This window comes from Martelella lutilitoris, assembly GCF_005924265.1.
GTDB lineage: Bacteria > Pseudomonadota > Alphaproteobacteria > Rhizobiales > Rhizobiaceae > Martelella > Martelella lutilitoris.
This window is the reverse complement of the sequence record NZ_VCLB01000001.1, coordinates 476,848-495,182: the sequence shown is the minus strand read 5'-3', so window position 1 is coordinate 495,182 and position 18,335 is coordinate 476,848. Positions and strand designations below refer to the sequence as shown.

Below are 18,335 nucleotides of genomic sequence, written 5' to 3'. Positions count from 1 at the left end.
TGGAAGTGATGCGACAAACACCGATAATAAAAACGCAAAAAATATTGCAAATCTTCCCTCTGCCTGAAAATTGAAACTATATGCTGTAAACTCTAATTTATTACTATTCATTTATTTTTCCATCATATCGTAATTTTTATAATTTTATTATGGATTATCGATATGTATCTATCCATGTACTTATTTATGCTGAAAATCTTATTTTCTTTGGCCGAAAAGTGAAAAAAGTACATTTGTAGGAAAAAATGAACAAAGAAGAGACGTTTGTCACAACTGCCTGATAGAATTTTCTTCTTAAAGAAGTGTGATTGTCAGAAAGTCGGTTTCTGCCTCCGAACCGACTGTATAAAAAAGCAAATTGGCTGCCTGGCCGCCCACTGATCTCCCCCCTTGAGGGGGAGATGTCGCGAAAGCGACAGAGGGGGGGTAAAGGGCATGAGCCGCATAAGCTGCGTTCGTTCAAAGGGTTCACCCTTCTCTGCCCCTTTTGGGGGCATCTCTCCCTCAAGGGGAGAGATTGTTAGGGCAAGCGCCCCGCCCTCACTTCACATATTTGCGCCAGTCGTGCTGTTCCTCGAACCCTAGAACCTCGCGGATCTTGCGGTTGGAAAGCGGCGCTTCGTAATCGCCCATCTCCCGCGTGATCGGTGTGTTTGGCGCATATTTCTTCAGAAAATCGACCGTCTTCTCGTTGGCCGTGATCGTGTCGTTGGTGGCGTTGAACACCTCGAAGCCGAGCCCGTCCTTCTTGAGACACAGATCGACGATCTGGCCGAGGTCGCGCGCGTCGATATAGCTCCAGGCATTGCGCTTGCGCGAGGGAGGATCGGCGAGGAAGGCCGGGAACTTGGCATAGTCGTCCGGCGAGATGACATTGCCGATCCTGAGCGCATAAATATCGGCGCCGAAGCGCAGCGCGAAGGCGCGCGCGGTCTTCTCGTTGCAGACCTTGGAAAGCCCGTAGCTGTCGAGCGGATCGACGTCGTAATCCTCTTCCAGCGGAAAGGCGTGGAAATCCCGGTCGCCTTCGGCAAAGCAGACCCCATAGGTGGTCTCGCTGGAGGCAATGATGACCTTGCGCACGCCGAGCTTCATCGCCGCCTCGATGACGTTGTAGGTCGAGATCACATTGGTCTGGTAGGTGACGTTGTCGGGCGTGATCATGACGCGCGGAATGGCGGCGAAGTGGACAACAGCGTCAGGGGCCTCCGGCAGTTTGCCATCCTCGTAGCGGTCCATGCCGAAATGCATGGACATGGCGTTGAACACCTGGCCGCTGTCGGTCAGGTCGGTGATCAGCGTGTTGACCCCGGGATGATCGAGCGCGACCAGATCGAGATTGAGAACGTCGTGGCCCCTGTCGAGAAGATAGGGAATCACGTCGCGGCCGGCCTTGCCGCTGCCGCCGGTGAAAACGATGCGTTTTGTCATTTTTTCCTCGCTATTGGCATGCTCCTCGAACGGGCGGGATCGTGCAACGATCGGACCCGGGCGTCAAATCGATTTTACCGGCTTTTACAGGACCGGCTTGGCAGGGCCGCAATGACATGGCTATTCTGGCCCGCGATATTGACGAGGGGTCAACCAGGCGGGGTGAACGAGACCATGGCGAGAAAATCCGGCAGCGCGTCACGGCTTGACGAGGCGGCAAGGGCCGGCTGGCTCTATTATGTCGCCGGCCGCACCCAGGACGAGATCGCCGCTGCCATGGGCATTTCCCGCCAGAGCGCGCAGCGCCTTGTTTCGCTTGCCATGTCCGAACGGCTGATCAAGGTGCGCCTCGACCACCCGATCGCCGAATGCATGGCGCTGTCGGCGGCACTTGAGGAGCGCTACGGCCTCAAACAGGTGCAGGTCGTGCCGAGCGATCCGAACACCGATACGGCGCCGACCGGCATTGCCGAGGAGGGAGCGGCGGAGATCGAGCGCTGGCTGAAGCGGAACGAGCCGACCGTGCTTGCCATGGGCACGGGCCGCACGCTGCGATCGGCGGTGGAGCAATTGCCGCCGATGGCCTGTCCGCAACACCGCATCGTCTCGCTCACCGGCAATATCAGCCCCGACGGTTCGGCCGCCTATTACAACGTCATCTTCCTGATGGCCGACGCCATTCAGGCGCGGCACTTCCCCATGCCGCTGCCTGTTCTTGTGTCGACGCCGGAGGAGCGCGCCCTTTTCCACGCCCAGCCGCTGGTGAAGCCGACGCTGGAGCTCGGCGGCAAGGCCGACGTCACCTTTGTCGGCATCGGCGAGCTTGGCCAGAGGGGTCCGCTGCTGCTGGACGGCTTTCTCACCGCGGACGAGATGGAAGAGCTTGTGGCGGCCGGCGCGGCCGGCGAGATTTGCGGCTGGCTGTTCAATGATGACGGAAGGCTTCTCGATCACCCGATCAACCAGCGCGTCGCCAGCATCCCCCTGCCGTCCGCCGAAGACACGATCATCTTCGGCATGGCCCGCGGCAAGCCCAAGCACCGCGCCATTCGCGGCGCCTTGCGGGGCGGCCTGATCAATGCGCTGATCACGGATGAGGATGCGGCGCGGTTCCTGTTGGAAGAGTGAAGCCGTACAGGACTTCGATGCCCGGCAGCAGCCCTGTTTCAATGTGAAGAGGCCCCGCCTCGATTGGGCCCATTCCCGCTTACAGCTTCCTCAGCGCCACCGTTTCGACCAGGTGATCCTGCCCCTTGCGCAGGATCAGGTCGGCGCGGGGGCGGGTGGGGAGGATGTTGTCCTCGAGATTCTTGAGGTTGATATTGTTCCACAGGTCTTCCGCCGTTGACAGCGCGTCCTTTTCCGAAAGCAGGGCATAGCGGTGGAAATAGGAGGCGGGGTCCTGGAAGGCGGTGTTGCGCAGCTTCTTGAAGCGCTCGATATACCAGTGGTGGATCAGCGAGACATCGGCGTCGATATAGATCGAGAAGTCGAAGAAGTCCGACACCATCGGCACCATGCGCCCGCCGGCGGGCAGGCTGCGGGCCTGCAGCACGTTGATGCCCTCGAAGATCAGGATATCGGGGCGATCGACCGTGGTGAAGTGATCGGGCAGCACGTCATAGGTCAGGTGTGAATAAAGCGGCGCCTTCACATTCGGCATGCCGGCCTTGATGGCGGAAAGAAACCTGAGGATCGCCGCCGTATCGAAGCTTTCGGGAAAGCCCTTGCGGCGCATCAGCCCTTCCATTTCCAGAACCGCATTGGGAAACAGAAAGCCGTCGGAGGTAACAAGATCGACCTTGGGGCTCGATGGCCAGCGGGCAAGAAGCTGTTTCAGAAGACGCGCGGTTGTCGATTTGCCGACGGCGACCGGGCCGGCAACGCCGATGATGAAGGGCGTCTTGCTGTCTTGCTTGCCGAAGCTTAAAAACCGGCTGCGCTGACGAAACAGCATCTGCGAGCTTTCCACATGGGTGGAGAGGAGCCGCGACAGCGACAGATAGATGCGCCGCACTTCCTCGAGCTCGATCGGGTCGTTCAGCGACCGCAGCTTGCGGACCTCTTCCGCCGTCAGCGTCAGTGGCGTGTCGGCGCGAAAGCGTGACCACTCCTCGGCGGAAAAGAAACGATAGGGCGAGACCGGATCGGCCAGCGCCTCGCCGGCATTTTCCTGCAGAAACGTGTCCTCGAACTCCTGGATCATGAAGGCGCGCGCCCCGCCTTTTCGGCAAGGCCCGACTGGCCGGTGCGCCTTGCCAGCTCGTCCATCACCGCGGAAAGCGGTATATCGGCGATTTTCAGCACCACCAGGAGGTGATAGAGCAGGTCGGCGGTCTCGCTGGTCAGGTTCTCCCGGTCCTCGGCGATGGCCGCGATCACGGTCTCAACCGCTTCCTCACCCAGCTTCTTGGCGGCTTTCGTCTGCCCCTTGGAAACGAGCTTCGCCGTCCAGCTTTCCTCCGGCGAGGCCTTGGCGCGCTCGGCGACGATCGCCTCGAGATCGGCGAGTGTGAATTCCGACATATCCTTCCTCCCCGCCTCAGTCGAGACGCATGGCGATGCCGTGATCAGCCATATACTGTTTTGCTTCCCCGATGGAATAGGTACCAAAGTGGAAGATCGAGGCGGCGAGCACGGCCGTGGCATGGCCCTCGCGAATGCCTTCGACCATGTGGTCGAGATTGCCGACGCCGCCGGATGCGATGACCGGAACCGAAACGGCATCGGCGATTGCCCGCGTCAGCTCCAGATCGAAGCCGGCCTTGGTGCCGTCACGGTCCATCGAGGTCAGCAGGATTTCGCCCGCGCCGCGCGCAACGACCTTTTTCGCAAACGCCACGGCGTCGATGCCGGTCGGCTGGCGTCCGCCATGGGTATAGATTTCCCAGGCGCTTTCGCCCTCTTTCGGGGCTTCGGTCCGGCGCTTGGCGTCGATCGCCACCACGATGCACTGATTGCCGAACTTGTCGGCCGCTTCGGCGACGAAATCCGGGTTCTTCACCGCCGCCGAATTGATCGACACCTTGTCTGCGCCACACAGCAGAAGCTTGCGGATATCGGCAACGGTCCGCACCCCGCCGCCAACGGTCAGCGGCATGAAGCAGTGTTCGGCCGTGCGGGTCACGACATCGAAGATCGTCTCGCGATTGTCGGAGGTGGCGGTGATGTCGAGAAAGCAGAGCTCGTCGGCGCCCGCCGCGTCATAGGCACGTGCGGCCTCCACCGGATCGCCGGCATCGATCAGATCGACAAAGTTCACGCCCTTGACGACGCGTCCGTCCTTGACGTCGAGACAGGGAATGACGCGGGCTTTGAGTGTCATGACGGCAGACCTTTCAGCATCTCAAGCGCCTCGGCCGGATCGATCCGTCCATCATATAGCGCGCGGCCGGAGATTGCGCCTTCCAGGATCTGGGCGTCGGGCCTTGTCATGCGAGCGATATCGTCCATCGAGGCGAGGCCGCCTGAGGCGATGACCGGGATGTTGACGGCGGCGGCGAGCGCGAGCGTTGAGTCCCAGTTGATGCCGGTCAGCACCCCGTCGCGGTCAATATCGGTGTAGATGATCGCGGCAACGCCGGCGCCCTCGAAACGCTTTGCCAGTTCGACCACCTCAAGCTCGGACGCTTCCGCCCAGCCCTCGACCGCCACCTTGCCGCCGCGCGCATCGATGCCGACGGCGATCTTTCCGGGAAAAGCCTTGCAGGCGGCCTTCACCAGTTCCGGATCGCGCACGGCAACGGTGCCGAGAATGACGCGGGCCAAACCCTTTGTGAGCCAGTTTTCGATATGGTCGAGCGAGCGGATGCCGCCGCCGAGCTGTACCGGATTTTTCGTCGCCTTCAGGATGGCGTCAACCGCCTCGCCGTTGACGCTTTCGCCGGCAAAGGCGCCATTCAGATCCACCACATGCAGATGGGTAAAGCCCTGGTCTTCAAAGGCTTTCGCCTGGGCGGCGGGATCGGGATTGTAGATCGTCGCCTGCTCCATGTCGCCGAGCTTGAGGCGCACGCACTGGCCGTCTTTCAGGTCGATGGCTGGAAATAGGATCATCTGGCTTCAGTCTCTCGAATTGGAAGTGCGGCAGCCCTAAGGCGTCCACGTCAGAAAATTGGCGATCAGCTTCAGGCCGAGCGTCTGGCTCTTTTCCGGGTGGAATTGCGAGCCGGCCTTGTTGCCGTCTGCGACGAAGGCGGTGACGGGGCCGCCGTAATCGGTGGTGGCGATCACCTGTTCCGGCTTTTTTGCGGCCAGGTGATAGGAGTGGACGAAATAGGCGTGCAACCCGTCTTCGCCCGTCGGGATGCCGTCGAAGAGCGGATGCGGCGTGTTCAGCGTCAGCGTGTTCCAGCCGATCTGCGGGATCTTGAGGTCGGGATCGGCGGGCGTGATTTCGGTCACGTCGCCGGCAATCCAGCCAAAACCTTCCGAGACGGTCTTTTCCTGGCCGCGCTCGGACATGAGCTGCATGCCGACGCAGATGCCGAGGAAGGGTCGGGCCTTGTCCTCGGCCACCTCGCGGATCGCCTCGACCATGCCCGGAACGGTGTCAAGTCCGGCGCGGCAGTCGGCATAGGCGCCAACGCCCGGCAGAACGACGCGATCGGCGGCTGCCACGATCTCGGCCTTGTCGGTGAGGATGATCTCGGCGTCGAGGCCCGCTTCGCGCGCGGCCCGCTCGAAGGCCTTGGTGGCCGAGCGCAGATTGCCGGAGCCGTAATCGATTATCGCAACTTTCATCATCGTCATCTTGCAGAATAGGTGTCCATCAGGCCGATGCCGGAAGGCATCGCAGCGCGATTGCCGGCAGGGCCGGAGGTGAAATCGGCGAATATCGGGCGGTCTGTCCGGCCGGCAAAATAGATCGCTTCCGCCGTCTCGATATCGGGCGCAACCACAACGCCATCAGCCATGAAACCGCGCCGTTCCATGGCGAGCGCCTTCCATTCGCGCCCCTCGAACCCGATCAGCAGGTTGAGCGCGAGCGAGGCGGCGCTTGCGCCAAGCGAAAGCGGCTCGAAATAACCGGCAACGGCCAGCGCGATCGAAAGCGCCAGCGTGATGAAGCCCGCCAGCCAGGCCCGGTTCGCCAGAAGCCAGAACGGGCCGAACAGAAAGGCAAGCCAGGCGAAGCGGTCGCGGATGAAGCGGATTTTCTCCGGATCATTATCGCCGGGCGGGATCAGAACGAGGTAACTTCCCATCGGGCCTCCTTCAGGCGAGCATGCCCTTTGTTGATGGCACGCGGCCCTGTTGGCGCGGATCGATCTCGGCGGCGGCGCGCAGCGCGCGAGCCACGGCCTTGAAGCAGGTCTCGGCGATATGGTGGCTGTTGGCGCCGTAATGATTGAGCACATGCAGCGTGATGCCGGCGTTCTGGGCCAGAGCATGGAAGAATTCGCGCACCAGCTCGGTGTCGAACGTGCCGATCTTTTCCGACGGGAACGTCACGTTCCAGACGAGAAACGGTCGGCCGGAGAGGTCGAGCGCGGCCTTGGTCATGGTCTCGTCCATGGCAAGGTCGATCGAGGCATAGCGGGTCACGCCGGCGCGGTCGCCAAGCGCCTTTGCCAGCGCCTGGCCGATGGCGATGCCGACGTCTTCTACCGTATGATGATCATCGATGTGCAGGTCGCCCCTCGCCTCGATCGTCATGTCGATCAGCGAATGGCGGGAAAGCTGGTCGAGCATATGGTCGAAAAAGCCGATCCCCGTCGAAATCCGCGCCTCGCCCGTGCCGTCGACATTGACGGTTACGGAAATGGCGGTTTCCTTGGTCTTGCGCGCAATTTCCGCGCGGCGGGCTTCGCTTTCGGCTGCCATTCTTGTCTTCTCTCTCCATGACATGCGGTGCAGCCGTTTCTTAACAGGCAGGCCCGGCAAGCGCAAAAGAAAAGCGGGAACGGCGCGCGGTCTGCCGGGCCATCTTGACAATTGTGATGTTGCCTGTCGAAATTTCGCTTCGGAGCAGAATTCGCGGTGTCTTGCGGCTTTCATCGGGGTCCGTTCTCGTTTACAGCCTCAGTGCTGATTATCCTCCCCGAAAGTCCCTCAAATGCCGTCCACCCTTCGTCCTTCGCTGATCTATTTCCTTGCCGCCTTTGCGGCCGGCTGCATCATGGCCGTCATGACCCACCTGAATGCGGTCGTCGCGCTTTACGGCTCGCCCATGTATGCCTCCTGGGCCGGCCATGGCTGCGGCACGATCGCCGCCGTCGCCATTCTCGTCTTCCTTCATTTCCGTAAATCCGGAGCCGAAGAGAGCGACCCGAAGGTCGAAAAAATCCGCGTGCCCTGGTGGGGCTATCTCGGCGGCGTCTCGGGCGCGGCCACCGTTGTCGCCGCATCGCTCGCGGTCAATTCGCCTCTGGCGCTGTCGGGCGCGATCGCGCTCGGCCTTGGCGGCCAGGTTCTGTTTTCGCTCGCCGCCGACCAGTGGGGCCTGTTCGGCCTTCCCGCGCGCCGCCTCGACCTCAGGGACCTTGCTGCGGTCGTCTTCATTCTGGCGGGCAGCATTCTCGTCATCATGTCAGGGGGAGCGCAGGCATGATCTTTCCGATCCTCTTTGCCGTTGCCGCCGGCGTTCTCGTCGGCATCAGCCGCCAGGTCAACGGGCGTCTCAGCGTCTCCACCTCGCCGATGGTGTCCTCCTTCTACAATCACATTGTCGGCTTCATCACCGTCAGCGTGGTCGCCGTCATCATCGGCGGGCTGATCCCGCCGACCGTGTCCGAGGTCCCGCTCTACGGCTATCTCGCCGGACCCGTCGGCGTCATCTTTGTGGCCGCCGGCTCCTGGGTCATCCCGAAAATCGGCGCGGTCAATACGGCCGTGCTGATCATTGGCGGCCAGATGTTCATGAGCGCGGTCATGGATGTGGTCGAAGGCGTCGAGGGCCAGCCGCTTCTGAGGCTTGCCGGACTGGCGCTCATTCTCGTCGGCATGATCATCGCGCAGAGCCGCAAGAAACCGCAAGTGACCGCCTGAGCGAACCCTCACGGATTGCAAATGTGGCGCGGCTGCCTACATAGGAAGCCGGACAGGGCTTCGTGCGCTTTGGCGAGGCCCGCAAATGAGGTGACTATCATGAGCGAACACAATCCCTTCGGCACCATGCACGCCACCACGATCATCACCGTGCGCAAGGACGGCAAGGTGGTGATGGCCGGTGACGGTCAGGTCTCGCTCGGCCAAACGGTGATGAAGGGCAATGCCCGCAAGGTCCGCCGCATCGGCAAGGGCAATGTCATTGCCGGTTTTGCCGGCGCGACGGCCGATGCCTTCACCCTTCTGGAACGGCTGGAACGCAAGCTGGAGCAATATCCCGACCAGTTGATGCGTGCCTGCGTCGAGCTTGCCAAGGACTGGCGCACGGACAAATATCTGCGCAATCTCGAAGCCATGATGCTGGTCGCCGACAAGGACATTACGCTGGCTGTCACCGGCAATGGCGATGTGCTGGAACCCGAACACGGCGTCATGGCCATCGGCTCGGGCGGCAATTATGCCTATGCGGCGGCCTGGGCGCTGATGGACAGCGACAAGCCCGCCGATGTCGTCGCCCGCCGCGCCATGGAGATCGCCTCGGAAATCTGCGTCTACACCAACGGCAATATCATCGTGGAAACGCTGGATGCCGCCTGACGGGACCATAGGTTTCAGGCCGCTTCGCGAATGCGATCTTGAACTGATGGCCCGCTGGCTTGCCGCGCCGCATGTCGCGGCCTGGTGGGAACGGGCGGAGAGACAGGTCGAGCAGATGCGTTCGCACCTTGATGATCCGACGGTCTCCCCTTTTGTCGTTTTGCTGGACGAAGAGCCGATCGGCTATATCCAGCTTTGCGATCTCGACGGCGAGCGCGAAAAGGAGCCCGCCCTTGCCGACCAGCCCGCCGGCACGTTCGGGATCGACCAGTTTATCGGCCCGGCCGGGATGATCGGCAAGGGGCTCGGCACGAGGCTCGTCTCCGCCATGGCGGAGCGGGCACTGAAGAAAGACGCCAAGCGCGTCCTCGTCGATCCGCATCCCGACAATGCGGCGGCGATCCGCGCCTATGAGAAGGCCGGCTTTGTCCGGCTCGGTACCTTCAGCATGACAAGCGGTCCGGCGCTGCTGATGGCCCGCGACCCTTGAGGAGCAGTAACATATGACCAATTTTTCCCCCCGCGAGATCGTCTCCGAGCTCGACCGTCACATCATCGGCCAACATGATGCAAAGCGCGCCGTCGCAATCGCGCTTCGAAACCGCTGGCGCCGCCAGCAGCTCCCCGACGATCTGCGCGACGAGGTGATGCCGAAGAACATCCTGATGATCGGCCCGACCGGCGTCGGCAAGACCGAGATCTCACGCCGCCTAGCCAAACTGGCCGGCGCCCCCTTCATCAAGGTCGAGGCCACGAAGTTCACCGAGGTTGGCTATGTCGGCCGCGATGTCGAGCAGATTATTCGCGACCTCGTCGAGCTCGGCCTTGTTCTGGTGCGCGAGAAGAAGCGCCAGGAAGTCCAAGCCAAGGCTCATGCCAATGCCGAGGAGCGCGTGCTCGAGGCGCTGGTCGGCAAGACGGCCTCGCCCGCGACCCGCGACAGTTTCCGCAAGAAGCTGCGCGCCGGCGAGCTGGACGAAAAGGAAATCGACATCGAGATCGCCGATACCGCTTCGGGCATGCCGGGGCTGGAAATACCGGGCATGCCGGGCGCCAATATCGGCGTTCTGAACCTGTCGGAAATGTTCGGCAAGGGCATGGGCGGAAAGACCAAGAAGGTCCGCACCACGGTCAAGGCCTCCTATGAGGACCTGATCCGCGACGAGAGCGACAAGCTGCTCGATGACGAGGTGATCCAGCGCGAGGCGCTGCGGCTGGTGCAGGAAGACGGCATCGTCTTCCTCGACGAGATCGACAAGATCGCCGCCGGTGACGGGCGCATGGGGGCCGGCGTCTCCCGCGAGGGCGTGCAGCGCGACCTGCTGCCGCTGGTCGAGGGCACGACGGTTGCCACCAAATACGGGCCGATCAAGACGGACCATATCCTGTTCATCGCGTCCGGCGCCTTCCACGTTTCCAAGCCATCCGATCTTCTGCCGGAACTGCAGGGTCGCCTGCCGATCCGCGTCGAGCTGCAGGCGCTGACCAAGGAAGACTTCCGCCGCATCCTGACGGAAACCGAGGCCAGCCTTATCCGTCAGTATCGCGCGCTGATGGAAACGGAAGAACTGAAGCTCGACTTCACCGAGGACGCGATCGACGCGCTCGCCGACGTCGCGGTGCATCTGAATGCCACGGTGGAAAATATCGGCGCGCGCCGGCTTCAGACGGTGATGGAACGGGTTCTGGACGAGATCTCGTTCACCGCGCCCGACCAGTCCGGCCAGGAAATCATGATCGATTCCGATTACGTGCGCGAGCATGTCGGCGATCTGGCCAATGACACGGACCTGTCGCGCTACATTCTCTAGGGTTTCGTTAGCCCTCTTTTTTCACGTGAAACAATGAAGGCCGGCACTTGGTGCCGGCCTTTCCGCTTTCTCCGGGGCGCCCGCGTCCGCGCGGACCCTAGCTGGTGCGGCTGGCGAGCTGGGTGCTGAGCCCCTTCTTCAGGCTCGGCACGGCGACGATATAGTCCACCTCATTGTCACGATAGGCTTTCAGGAACTTGTAATAGTCCTTGAATACCAGGCACCCGTGGGAATCGCCCGGCGTGCGCAGCATGTAGGTATGGGCGAGAAGGCCGGTGCGTCCGAGCGGGTTGGTGCCGTCGACCGAGGTCATTCGCAACGCCGGGACACCGTGGAACAACGATTCCCGCATCGACAGCCTGTAGGTGGCTGCCGGAACGGCGCCCGCCATCTTCACATGGGTGTGGTTCGGGTCGTCGCGATATTTGCCCTTGCCGGAATGGGCCTCCATCACCTCGCCGTCGGGCATGTAGACCTTGCCGGCGGCAATATCATAGACCGCCACCTTCGATGTGCGTTCCGGCACTTCGCCGAAAATGCCGTCGAGCCCGTCATGGCCGAAATCGGCATAGGCCAGCGTCAGTCCCGCCGGGCGTTTCTCCGGCGTGGGAACCTCGCCGGGCGCCAGACGCGAATCATCGGCTCCCTGCAACACGAGCTTGAAAGCGCCGCCCGCACTGTCGTCCGCCGGGCCACTTGGAGAGACGGCGGCAAGCGCCGTGCTTGGCGCGATCGTGGCCGGGCCCGGCGCTCTTGCAGGCGCCTTCGGCATCAGTTCCGGTGGAACGCCGGCAAGAGCGAGCTCGTTTCCGGCATTATCGGCAATCTGTTCGGCAACCATTTTGCGCTGCAGGACAGTGAGCGCCGTCTGGCCGCTCAGTTCAAGCTTCGGCTTCAGATAGGACAGGCGCACATCCTCGGCTTTCAGCCCCTTGGCACGGGCCTGGCCTTCGCGGGCGGCGAGAAGCCGCGATGCCTTGGCGCTCTGCGCGCGTTCGGGCGTCCTGAAGGCCGGGTTCAGCGTCAGGCCGAGTCCGGCTGTTGAGGAAAGCTGCGGCTTGGCGACCGTTGCCGAGATGATCGGCGAGGCGGCGATCACCGCGATCGCACCGCCTGTCACGAGCAGGAAGGCGGCCGCCGTTGCAAGCCGGGTCATGCGGCTTTTGCCGCCGCTGCGAATGGACGAATTTCGATGCTTCTTCGACGTCACGAGGCACACTTCCTACGCATTACTCAAAAACGGTGTGTCTGTTTTCAGCCGGCAAAATACTGCGCGCAGGGTAAATTTTTTATTACGCGGGCCCGAAGCTCTTTCGTTAAGGCCCGTCACGCCTTGCCCCGGAACCTTTTTGCCGCAGAACGCGTTCGGAGATTGTCTGGCTGTCAAGGGCAAAGACGCCGTGAGAAAATCCGCTCTCATGCAGTTGCCTTTCGTTATCCGATTGGTCGCTTTGGACGCTAACGTTCGCGTCAGTTTTCGTCCAACCTTGCCGGTATTTGCAAAAAAGGGGCAAAATACGGCCGCAGCAGAAAATGAGCCGCGGCCCGGACAACAGCGGAAGAGAAGCCGGAAACGCCGGCCGATCAATCTGTCTGAGGCACGCCAAGGCTTGCGGCGGCCTCCGTTTCCGTTCAATATCCGCCCGACCGGCTTCACGCCGGCCAATTTCAGACCGCTCTTTGAATAACAAACTGCGGACCTATTTGACAAGTTCGGCCTGTCTTCCGCCGGTGGGCAGCGCATTTATCGATATTCGGCCACGAGGCCCCGACTTGGTTGAGAATTTTCATCTCTACGCCACGCTGGCAATTATCGCCGGAACGATTCTCCTCTACGCGCTCGACCGGTTCCCGGTGGAGAGCATTTCGCTCGGTACGATAACCCTTCTTCTTGTCCTGTTCGGCACCTTCCCCTTCACGCCGGAAGGCGGCGACACCGTCTCCGTGGAGGCGCTCCTTTCCGGCTTCGCCTCACCGGCCCTGATCACGGTCCTGGCGCTGCTGATTGTCGGCAAGGGACTGTTTGCCACGGATGCGCTCGAAGGCGTTACAAACCGGATCGGCCGGATCTACGGCGGCAATCCGCGGCTTTCCATTGCCATCATTCTCGTGGTTGCCGGCGTCACCTCGGCTTTTTTGAACAATACGCCGGTGGTGGTCATCTTCATTCCGGTGCTGACTTCGCTTGCCGCCCGGTTTCGCCTGCCGGCCTATCAGATCTTCATGCCGCTCTCCTTCATCACCATTCTCGGCGGCATGACGACGATGATCGGTTCGTCGACAAACCTGATCGCCGCCGGCATGGCCGCGAATGAGGGGCTTGAGATCGGTTTCTTCGAGATCACCGGCATGGGCATGATCCTTGCGGGCATCGGCTATCTCTATGTGCTGTTCGTCCTGCCCCGCATTCTCGGCAGCGAGCGCTCGGAGCAGAAGTCGGGTCTGGAAAGCTCCGGCACGCAGTTCCTTGGCGAAATCGTGCTGCAATCGTCCAGCCGCTTTGTCGGCGACAGTCCGCGTTCGGGCTTCTTTCCCAATCTGACGCCGATGTCGCTGCATGCGGTCATCCGCGAAGGCACGGTGCTGCTGCCGCCCTATGATGACGGACTTTCGCTGCGCGAGGGCGACCGGCTGCAGATGACCGGGACCCGCAAGGCCTTCATGGACATGCTGGCCAAGGGCGAGATCAGCCTTTCCGAACCGCCGGACGGAACGATACCCGCCGCGGAAAGAAAGGTCGGGCCACATTATCACCTGGCAGAGGCGGTGATCGCGCCGGGCTCCCTGTTCGAAGGGCGCACGGTACGCTTCAGCGGCATCCAGCAACGCTTCGACGTCACCGTCTTCGGCGTCCGCCGCAAGAGCCGCATGGCCCGCGCGCCGCTGGCGCAGCTGAGGTTCGAGGCCGGCGATACGCTTCTGATCGGCGGCAATGAGGACGATGTGATGTCGATGCGCGGCAATCATGACCTGCTCTTGCTGGAACATTCGGCCGAAAGCGTGCCGCCGCGCGACAAGGCGCTGATCGCAAGCTTCCTGTTTGCCGCCATCGTCCTCTTCTCGGCCACGGGCCTTTCGCCCATGGTCGTCAACGCGGTGGCCGGCGCGCTGCTGATGATCGTCTTCGGCTGCCTCACCTTCCAACAGGCCGCCCGCGCCTTCGACCGGCAGATCTTTCTGCTCGTCGGCGCCTCGATCGCCATGGCCACCGCGCTTGAGGCGACGGGCGGGGCGCGCATGATCGCTGAAGGCATTATCGGCCTTGGCGGCGGGTCTTCCGCACCGGTCATCCTGGCGCTGCTTTTCGTCGGCGTCGCATTCCTGACCAACGTTCTTTCGAACAATGCGGCTGCCGCGCTGTTCATTCCCATTGCGCTCGACATGGCAAACCGCATCGGCGCGCCGCCGGAAGTGTTTGCCGCCGCCGTCATCTATGCGGCGAACTGCTCCTTCGCGACACCGATCGCCTATCAGACCAATCTCATGGTCATGGGCCCGGGCCATTACGGCTTCGGCGATTTCCTGCGCGCGGGCCTGCCGCTGATCGCCGTCATCACCGTCGCCTTTTCGCTTCTGGCGCCCTGGTATTACGGGCTTTGAAAATCGACGGCCTCAGTTCATGCTCGTCCAGTCGGCGGATTTGCAGATCAGCTTGCCGAGCACGCAGCCGCGCGTGCGCATGGCCGCGCCCTCGAGCGAGATTTCCATGGAATAGGTCATGCCGCGCCGGACATCGCGCGCCTTGCCCTCATAGCGCGATTGCGACACCGGCTCGACATCCATGATCAGCTTGTCGCCGACCCTCTCATGGCGCGTTCCGGGCTTGACCCAGATGTTGGTGGCGCAGAGATCATCGCCGCAGCGGTCAACGCGCACCTGCGCCTTGCCGTCGCCGCGCGCCCAGACGCCCGTGAGCTCGGACGCTTCGGCAAGACAGGGCAAAGCCGCCATCGGAAGGGCAAACAATAGTCCGGTTCTGCTGGTCACTTTCGTTCTCCTCACATAACGACATGAAGAGATACGCAAGAGCGGGCGGATTGGTTCAGTCGCCCGCGTTTTTATAGTCAAGGCCGATGTCGAGAACCGGCGCTGAATGGGTGAGCCAGCCGATCGAAATGAGGTCGACGCCGGCTTCGGCGACAGCGCGCGCCGTTTCCGGCGTAATGCCGCCGGAGGCTTCGGTCACCGCCCGACCGCCGACGATTGCGACCGCCCGCCTGAGCGTTTCAGGCGTCATGTTGTCGAGCAGAACGGCATCGACGCCCACCGCCATCGCCTGCTCCAGCTGTTCGAGCGTATCGACCTCCACCTCGATCTTCACCATATGGCCGGCGTTTTCCTTGGCGCGGAGAATGGCGGTCTGGATGTCGCCGGCAATGGCGATGTGATTGTCCTTGATCAGCACGGCATCGGCCAGCGAGAAGCGGTGATTGCCGCCGCCGCCTGCCTTGACCGCGTATTTCTCCAGCGCCCTCAGCCCCGGCGTCGTCTTGCGGGTGCAGACAATGCTGGCGCCGGTGCCGGCAACGGCATCGACAATGCTGCGCGTGACGGTGGCGATGCCGGAAAGATGGCCGAGAAAATTGAGCGCCGTGCGCTCGCCGGTCAAAAGCGCCCGCGACGGTCCGGTCACGGTTGCGATCGTGGCGCCCGCCGCTACCGTCTCGCCGTCTTCCACATGGCGCGCCATGCGGATTTCCGGGTCGATGAGGGCAAAGGCGAGTGCCGCGGCATCGAGCCCGGCAATCACGCCCTCCTTGCGCACGGCCATCACCACCGTTGAGCGATGGTCGGCCGGAATGACCGCATTCGCGGTGACATCGCCGGCAAGGCCGAGATCTTCCTCAAGCGCGCGGCGCACGGCGGGTTCGATGATCAGGCGGGGAAGCGGTGCCGGCATGTCAGGCGCTCCTTCTGTAAGGGGTATGGGAAAGCGCGTGCGCCGCGTCGAGGATTTCCGGCAGCGTCATGACCTGCCGTTCGGGTTGCGGCGTCTTCAGCGGGAAATCGCTGCGGGCATGGCCGCCGCGCGATTCCTCCCGCCGATGGGCGAAGACGGCAACCGAAAGCGCGACCAGCGCCGGATCGGCTTCGGCCTCTTCCGCCTCGACCAGCGGCAGCAGGGCTTCGATGGCCCGGGCGAGTCCCTCTCCCGTGCGCAACACGCCGAGCGTCTGCGAGACGATCTCCCGCACGACGCCGATCTCGGCCGGCATGGGAAGGCAGGCCGAAGGCAGCGGCCGGCCCGATGCATCCGGCAGGCCGGCGATATCGCGGGCGGCGGCGAGGCCGCAGACGGCGGCTTCCAACAGCGAGTTGCTGGCAAGCCGGTTGGCCCCGTGAAGCCCGGTGGCAGCGCATTCGCCGACGGCCCAGAGGCCGGTCATGCTCGAGCGTGCGCGGTGATCGACGGCGATACCGCCCATGGCATAGTGCTCGGCCGGGCGCACGGGGATGAGCTCTTCAGCCGGATTGATGCCGGCTTTGGCGCAGATTGCCGAAATCGCCGGAAACCGGACGGCAAAGCCGCGTCCGAGCGCCTGTCTGGCGTCAAGATACACCCGGCCGCCGCGCCCGATCTCGGCGGCGATGGCGCGGGCGACCACGTCGCGCGGCGCAAGTTCGGCGCCGGGGGTTGCTGCGAGAAAGCGCTCGCCCTTCTCGTTGACCAGCACAGCGCCCTCGCCGCGCACCGCCTCGCTGATGAGCGGCAGCGGGCGCAGATCGGTGGCAAGCGCCGTCGGGTGGAACTGGACGAATTCCATATCGGCAACGAGCGCGCCGGCGCGGGCGGCCAGCATCACGCCCTGGCCGAAATTGCCGGACGGATTGGTGGAAATGTCGTAGAGCCCGCCAATGCCGCCGGTCGCAATCACCACGCGGCTGGTCGGGATGGTCAGCGGTTCGCCGTTGCGCGCAGCGACGAGGCCGCAGACCGCGCCATCGGCAACCACCAGCCGCCTCACCTCGGTATCGGCCATGACGGTGATGGAGGGCGTTGCCGCAACGGCCTTGGTCAGCGCGGCAATGACCGCGGCGCCCGTCGCATCGCCGCCGGCATGCAGGATGCGCCGACGCGCATGGGCCGCTTCCAGGCCGAAGGCGAGCCGGCCATTGGCATCACGGTCGAAGACAACGCCATGGCGTTCAAGAAAGCCGATGGCCTCGGGCGCAGCGGTAAGGATCGCGTGAGCCGCCTCCCGGTCGCAAAGCCCGTCGCCGGCTGCAAGCGTGTCCTCAAGATGAAGCGCGGCGCCGTCATCGTCGCCAAGGGCTGCGGCAATGCCGCCCTGGGCCCAGCCGGTGGAAGTTTCGCCGCCGGGCGCCGCCTTCGTCACCAGGGCCACCGGACGCGGTGCCAGGGCCAGCGCCGTCACCAGCCCGCCAATGCCCGAACCGATGACGACGACGGGCGCGCTCATACCGCGAGCATCCGTTCGACAGCGCGTCGTGCATCGGCGGCGATCGCCGGGTCGACGGTGACTTCGTGGCGGTTTTCTTCCAGGGCAGCGCGGATATTGGCAAGCGAGATGCGCTTCATGTGCGGACAGAGATTGCAGGGCCGGACGAAATCGACATCCGGGTGCTGAACCGAGACATTGTCGCTCATCGAGCATTCCGTCAGAAGCACGACCCGTCCGGGCTTTGCCGTGCCGACATAATCGGACATGCCGGCGGTGGAGCCGGAGAAATCGGCCTCGGCAACCACGTCCGGCGGGCATTCGGGATGGGCGATGATGGTCACCCCCGGCCAGGCGGCGCGCATTTCGCGCACATCGTCCGCGGTGAAAAGCTCATGCACCTCGCAGTGGCCATGCCAGGCAATCAGCTCGACATCGGTCTCGCGGGCGATGTTCTTGGCCAGATACTCATCCGGCAGCATTAGCACCTTGGGTACGCCGAGCGACTCCACCACGCGTTTCGCATTTCCCGAGGTGCAGCAGATGTCGGACGCGGCTTTGACGGCGGCGGACGTATTCACATAGGTGACCACCGGCACGCCGGGATGGGCCTGGCGCAGAAGCGCGATGTCCTCCGGCGTGATGGAGTCGGCAAGCGAGCAGCCGGCGCCCATATCGGGGATCAGCACGGTCTTTTCCGGGTTCAGGAGTTTCGCGGTCTCGGCCATGAAATGAACGCCGGCCAGCACGATCACATCCGCTTCCACCTTGGTCGCCTCGCGGGCCAGCGCCAGGCTGTCGCCGACGATATCGGCAACGCCGTGGAAGATCTCCGGCGTCTGGTAGTTATGCGCCAGGATGACGGCGTTCCTTTCCCGCTTCAGGCGCAGGATGGCGTCGATGTCATCCTCGAAGGAAAGCCATTCGGCCCTGGGCACCACATGGGCAACGCGGTCATAAAGCGCGGCGGCGGAGAGGGGGGCATTCATCGGCACGTCCTCCTTACGGCAGGCGAGGTTTCCCACGCCGGTTAATACTCAATTAG

The 18,335-nt window shown here is 62.9% G+C and carries 20 protein-coding genes; 7 read left to right on the top strand and 13 right to left on the bottom strand.

Going from position 1 to position 18,335, the window contains the following annotated elements:
* Positions 1 to 540: 540 nt before the first annotated feature.
* Positions 541 to 1,431 (bottom strand): NAD-dependent epimerase/dehydratase family protein, encoded by an 891-nt coding sequence (locus tag FF124_RS02335; RefSeq protein ID WP_138746859.1) that lies wholly within the window; start codon positions 1,429 to 1,431, stop codon positions 541 to 543.
* A gap of 174 nt (positions 1,432 to 1,605) precedes the next feature.
* On the opposite strand from FF124_RS02335, the gene FF124_RS02330 reads away from it, so the two are divergent.
* Positions 1,606 to 2,559 (top strand): sugar-binding transcriptional regulator, encoded by a 954-nt coding sequence (locus FF124_RS02330; RefSeq protein WP_138746858.1) that lies wholly within the window; start codon positions 1,606 to 1,608, stop codon positions 2,557 to 2,559.
* 79 nt (positions 2,560 to 2,638) lie between these two features.
* Here FF124_RS02330 and coaA read toward each other — a convergent pair whose 3' ends face one another.
* The 7 genes from coaA to hisB are packed head-to-tail and all read right to left on the bottom strand — an operon-like array spanning position 2,639 to position 7,257.
* On the bottom strand, positions 2,639 to 3,637 hold the full coding sequence (coaA, locus tag FF124_RS02325) for a type I pantothenate kinase (protein WP_138746857.1): 999 nt from the start codon (positions 3,635 to 3,637) through the stop codon (positions 2,639 to 2,641).
* Positions 3,634 to 3,957 (bottom strand): phosphoribosyl-ATP diphosphatase, encoded by a 324-nt coding sequence (locus tag FF124_RS02320; RefSeq protein WP_138746856.1) that lies wholly within the window; start codon positions 3,955 to 3,957, stop codon positions 3,634 to 3,636. The genes coaA and FF124_RS02320 overlap by 4 nt, the downstream gene beginning before the upstream one ends.
* 16 nt (positions 3,958 to 3,973) lie before the next feature.
* Entirely contained in the window at positions 3,974 to 4,756 is a 783-nt protein-coding gene (hisF, locus tag FF124_RS02315; RefSeq protein WP_024709118.1) for an imidazole glycerol phosphate synthase subunit HisF, read from the bottom strand.
* Entirely contained in the window at positions 4,753 to 5,487 is a 735-nt protein-coding gene (gene hisA, locus FF124_RS02310; RefSeq protein ID WP_138746855.1) for a 1-(5-phosphoribosyl)-5-[(5-phosphoribosylamino)methylideneamino]imidazole-4-carboxamide isomerase, read from the bottom strand. Before hisA ends, hisF begins: the two co-directional genes overlap by 4 nt.
* 36 nt (positions 5,488 to 5,523) lie before the next feature.
* The gene (gene hisH, locus FF124_RS02305) at positions 5,524 to 6,174 is read right to left on the bottom strand and encodes an imidazole glycerol phosphate synthase subunit HisH (protein WP_138746854.1); all 651 of its coding nucleotides are present in this window, start codon (positions 6,172 to 6,174) and stop codon (positions 5,524 to 5,526) included.
* 5 nt (positions 6,175 to 6,179) lie between these two features.
* Positions 6,180 to 6,638 (bottom strand): DUF2628 domain-containing protein, encoded by a 459-nt coding sequence (locus FF124_RS02300; RefSeq protein ID WP_138746853.1) that lies wholly within the window; start codon positions 6,636 to 6,638, stop codon positions 6,180 to 6,182.
* Between the two features lie 10 nt (positions 6,639 to 6,648).
* Positions 6,649 to 7,257, bottom strand: coding sequence for an imidazoleglycerol-phosphate dehydratase HisB (gene hisB / locus FF124_RS02295; RefSeq protein WP_138746852.1), 609 nt, complete (start codon positions 7,255 to 7,257; stop codon positions 6,649 to 6,651).
* Positions 7,258 to 7,489: 232 nt separating this feature from the next.
* On the opposite strand from hisB, the gene FF124_RS02290 reads away from it, so the two are divergent.
* The 5 genes from FF124_RS02290 to hslU all read left to right on the top strand — a co-directional run bounded on the left by FF124_RS02290 (position 7,490) and on the right by hslU (position 10,889).
* Positions 7,490 to 7,984 carry a DMT family transporter gene (locus tag FF124_RS02290; RefSeq protein ID WP_138746851.1) on the top strand — a complete coding sequence of 165 codons (495 nt, stop codon included), beginning with the start codon at positions 7,490 to 7,492 and terminating at the stop codon, positions 7,982 to 7,984.
* Entirely contained in the window at positions 7,981 to 8,421 is a 441-nt protein-coding gene (locus FF124_RS02285; RefSeq protein WP_138746850.1) for a DMT family transporter, read from the top strand. The genes FF124_RS02290 and FF124_RS02285 overlap by 4 nt, the downstream gene beginning before the upstream one ends.
* A 99-nt stretch (positions 8,422 to 8,520) precedes the next feature.
* Positions 8,521 to 9,078 carry an ATP-dependent protease subunit HslV gene (gene hslV / locus FF124_RS02280; RefSeq protein ID WP_024709125.1) on the top strand — a complete coding sequence of 186 codons (558 nt, stop codon included), beginning with the start codon at positions 8,521 to 8,523 and terminating at the stop codon, positions 9,076 to 9,078.
* Complete coding sequence (locus tag FF124_RS02275) at positions 9,068 to 9,568, top strand: GNAT family N-acetyltransferase (RefSeq protein WP_187326775.1); 501 nt, start codon at positions 9,068 to 9,070, stop codon at positions 9,566 to 9,568. Before hslV ends, FF124_RS02275 begins: the two co-directional genes overlap by 11 nt.
* Before the next feature lie 13 nt (positions 9,569 to 9,581).
* Positions 9,582 to 10,889, top strand: a complete 1,308-nt coding sequence (hslU, locus tag FF124_RS02270) for an ATP-dependent protease ATPase subunit HslU (RefSeq protein WP_138746848.1) — start codon at positions 9,582 to 9,584, stop codon at positions 10,887 to 10,889.
* 97 nt (positions 10,890 to 10,986) lie between these two features.
* On the opposite strand, the gene FF124_RS02265 is transcribed toward hslU, so the two are convergent.
* On the bottom strand, positions 10,987 to 12,045 hold the full coding sequence (locus tag FF124_RS02265; protein ID WP_138746847.1) for a DUF2778 domain-containing protein: 1,059 nt from the start codon (positions 12,043 to 12,045) through the stop codon (positions 10,987 to 10,989).
* Positions 12,046 to 12,662: 617 nt separating this feature from the next.
* Between FF124_RS02265 and FF124_RS02260 the strand changes: the two genes are divergently transcribed.
* On the top strand, positions 12,663 to 14,489 hold the full coding sequence (locus tag FF124_RS02260; protein WP_138746846.1) for an SLC13 family permease: 1,827 nt from the start codon (positions 12,663 to 12,665) through the stop codon (positions 14,487 to 14,489).
* 12 nt (positions 14,490 to 14,501) lie between these two features.
* Here the strand turns inward: FF124_RS02260 and FF124_RS02255 are convergent, their stop codons facing one another.
* From FF124_RS02255 to nadA, 4 genes are read right to left on the bottom strand one after another with little or no spacing between them, the layout of a single operon-like run.
* Complete coding sequence (locus FF124_RS02255; RefSeq protein ID WP_246072146.1) at positions 14,502 to 14,876, bottom strand: DUF2147 domain-containing protein; 375 nt, start codon at positions 14,874 to 14,876, stop codon at positions 14,502 to 14,504.
* Between the two features lie 55 nt (positions 14,877 to 14,931).
* Positions 14,932 to 15,816, bottom strand: coding sequence for a carboxylating nicotinate-nucleotide diphosphorylase (gene nadC, locus FF124_RS02250; protein WP_187326784.1), 885 nt, complete (start codon positions 15,814 to 15,816; stop codon positions 14,932 to 14,934).
* Positions 15,791 to 17,311 (bottom strand): L-aspartate oxidase, encoded by a 1,521-nt coding sequence (locus tag FF124_RS02245; RefSeq protein ID WP_138746844.1) that lies wholly within the window; start codon positions 17,309 to 17,311, stop codon positions 15,791 to 15,793. The genes nadC and FF124_RS02245 overlap by 26 nt, the downstream gene beginning before the upstream one ends.
* The gene (gene nadA, locus FF124_RS02240; RefSeq protein ID WP_138746843.1) at positions 17,308 to 18,279 is read right to left on the bottom strand and encodes a quinolinate synthase NadA; all 972 of its coding nucleotides are present in this window, start codon (positions 18,277 to 18,279) and stop codon (positions 17,308 to 17,310) included. Before nadA ends, FF124_RS02245 begins: the two co-directional genes overlap by 4 nt.
* Between the last annotated feature and the right edge of the window lie 56 nt (positions 18,280 to 18,335).

Bases quoted from the DNA above. Each gene is read 5' to 3' on its own strand.
- FF124_RS02265 (WP_138746847.1), bottom strand. From the start codon at position 12,045: ATGACCCGGCTTGCAACGGCGGCCGCCTTCCTGCTCGTGACAGGCGGT.
- FF124_RS02285 (WP_138746850.1), top strand. From the start codon at position 7,981: ATGATCTTTCCGATCCTCTTTGCCGTTGCCGCCGGCGTTCTCGTCGGC.
- FF124_RS02275 (WP_187326775.1), top strand. From the start codon at position 9,068: ATGCCGCCTGACGGGACCATAGGTTTCAGGCCGCTTCGCGAATGCGAT.
- coaA (WP_138746857.1), bottom strand. From the start codon at position 3,637: ATGATCCAGGAGTTCGAGGACACGTTTCTGCAGGAAAATGCCGGCGAG.
- hisB (WP_138746852.1), bottom strand. From the start codon at position 7,257: ATGGCAGCCGAAAGCGAAGCCCGCCGCGCGGAAATTGCGCGCAAGACC.
- hisA (WP_138746855.1), bottom strand. From the start codon at position 5,487: ATGATCCTATTTCCAGCCATCGACCTGAAAGACGGCCAGTGCGTGCGC.
- FF124_RS02330 (WP_138746858.1), top strand. From the start codon at position 1,606: ATGGCGAGAAAATCCGGCAGCGCGTCACGGCTTGACGAGGCGGCAAGG.
- FF124_RS02300 (WP_138746853.1), bottom strand. From the start codon at position 6,638: ATGGGAAGTTACCTCGTTCTGATCCCGCCCGGCGATAATGATCCGGAG.
- hisF (WP_024709118.1), bottom strand. From the start codon at position 4,756: ATGACACTCAAAGCCCGCGTCATTCCCTGTCTCGACGTCAAGGACGGA.
- FF124_RS02335 (WP_138746859.1), bottom strand. From the start codon at position 1,431: ATGACAAAACGCATCGTTTTCACCGGCGGCAGCGGCAAGGCCGGCCGC.
- hisH (WP_138746854.1), bottom strand. From the start codon at position 6,174: ATGAAAGTTGCGATAATCGATTACGGCTCCGGCAATCTGCGCTCGGCC.
- nadA (WP_138746843.1), bottom strand. From the start codon at position 18,279: ATGAATGCCCCCCTCTCCGCCGCCGCGCTTTATGACCGCGTTGCCCAT.
- FF124_RS02320 (WP_138746856.1), bottom strand. From the start codon at position 3,957: ATGTCGGAATTCACACTCGCCGATCTCGAGGCGATCGTCGCCGAGCGC.
- FF124_RS02245 (WP_138746844.1), bottom strand. From the start codon at position 17,311: ATGAGCGCGCCCGTCGTCGTCATCGGTTCGGGCATTGGCGGGCTGGTG.
- hslU (WP_138746848.1), top strand. From the start codon at position 9,582: ATGACCAATTTTTCCCCCCGCGAGATCGTCTCCGAGCTCGACCGTCAC.
- hslV (WP_024709125.1), top strand. From the start codon at position 8,521: ATGAGCGAACACAATCCCTTCGGCACCATGCACGCCACCACGATCATC.
- FF124_RS02290 (WP_138746851.1), top strand. From the start codon at position 7,490: ATGCCGTCCACCCTTCGTCCTTCGCTGATCTATTTCCTTGCCGCCTTT.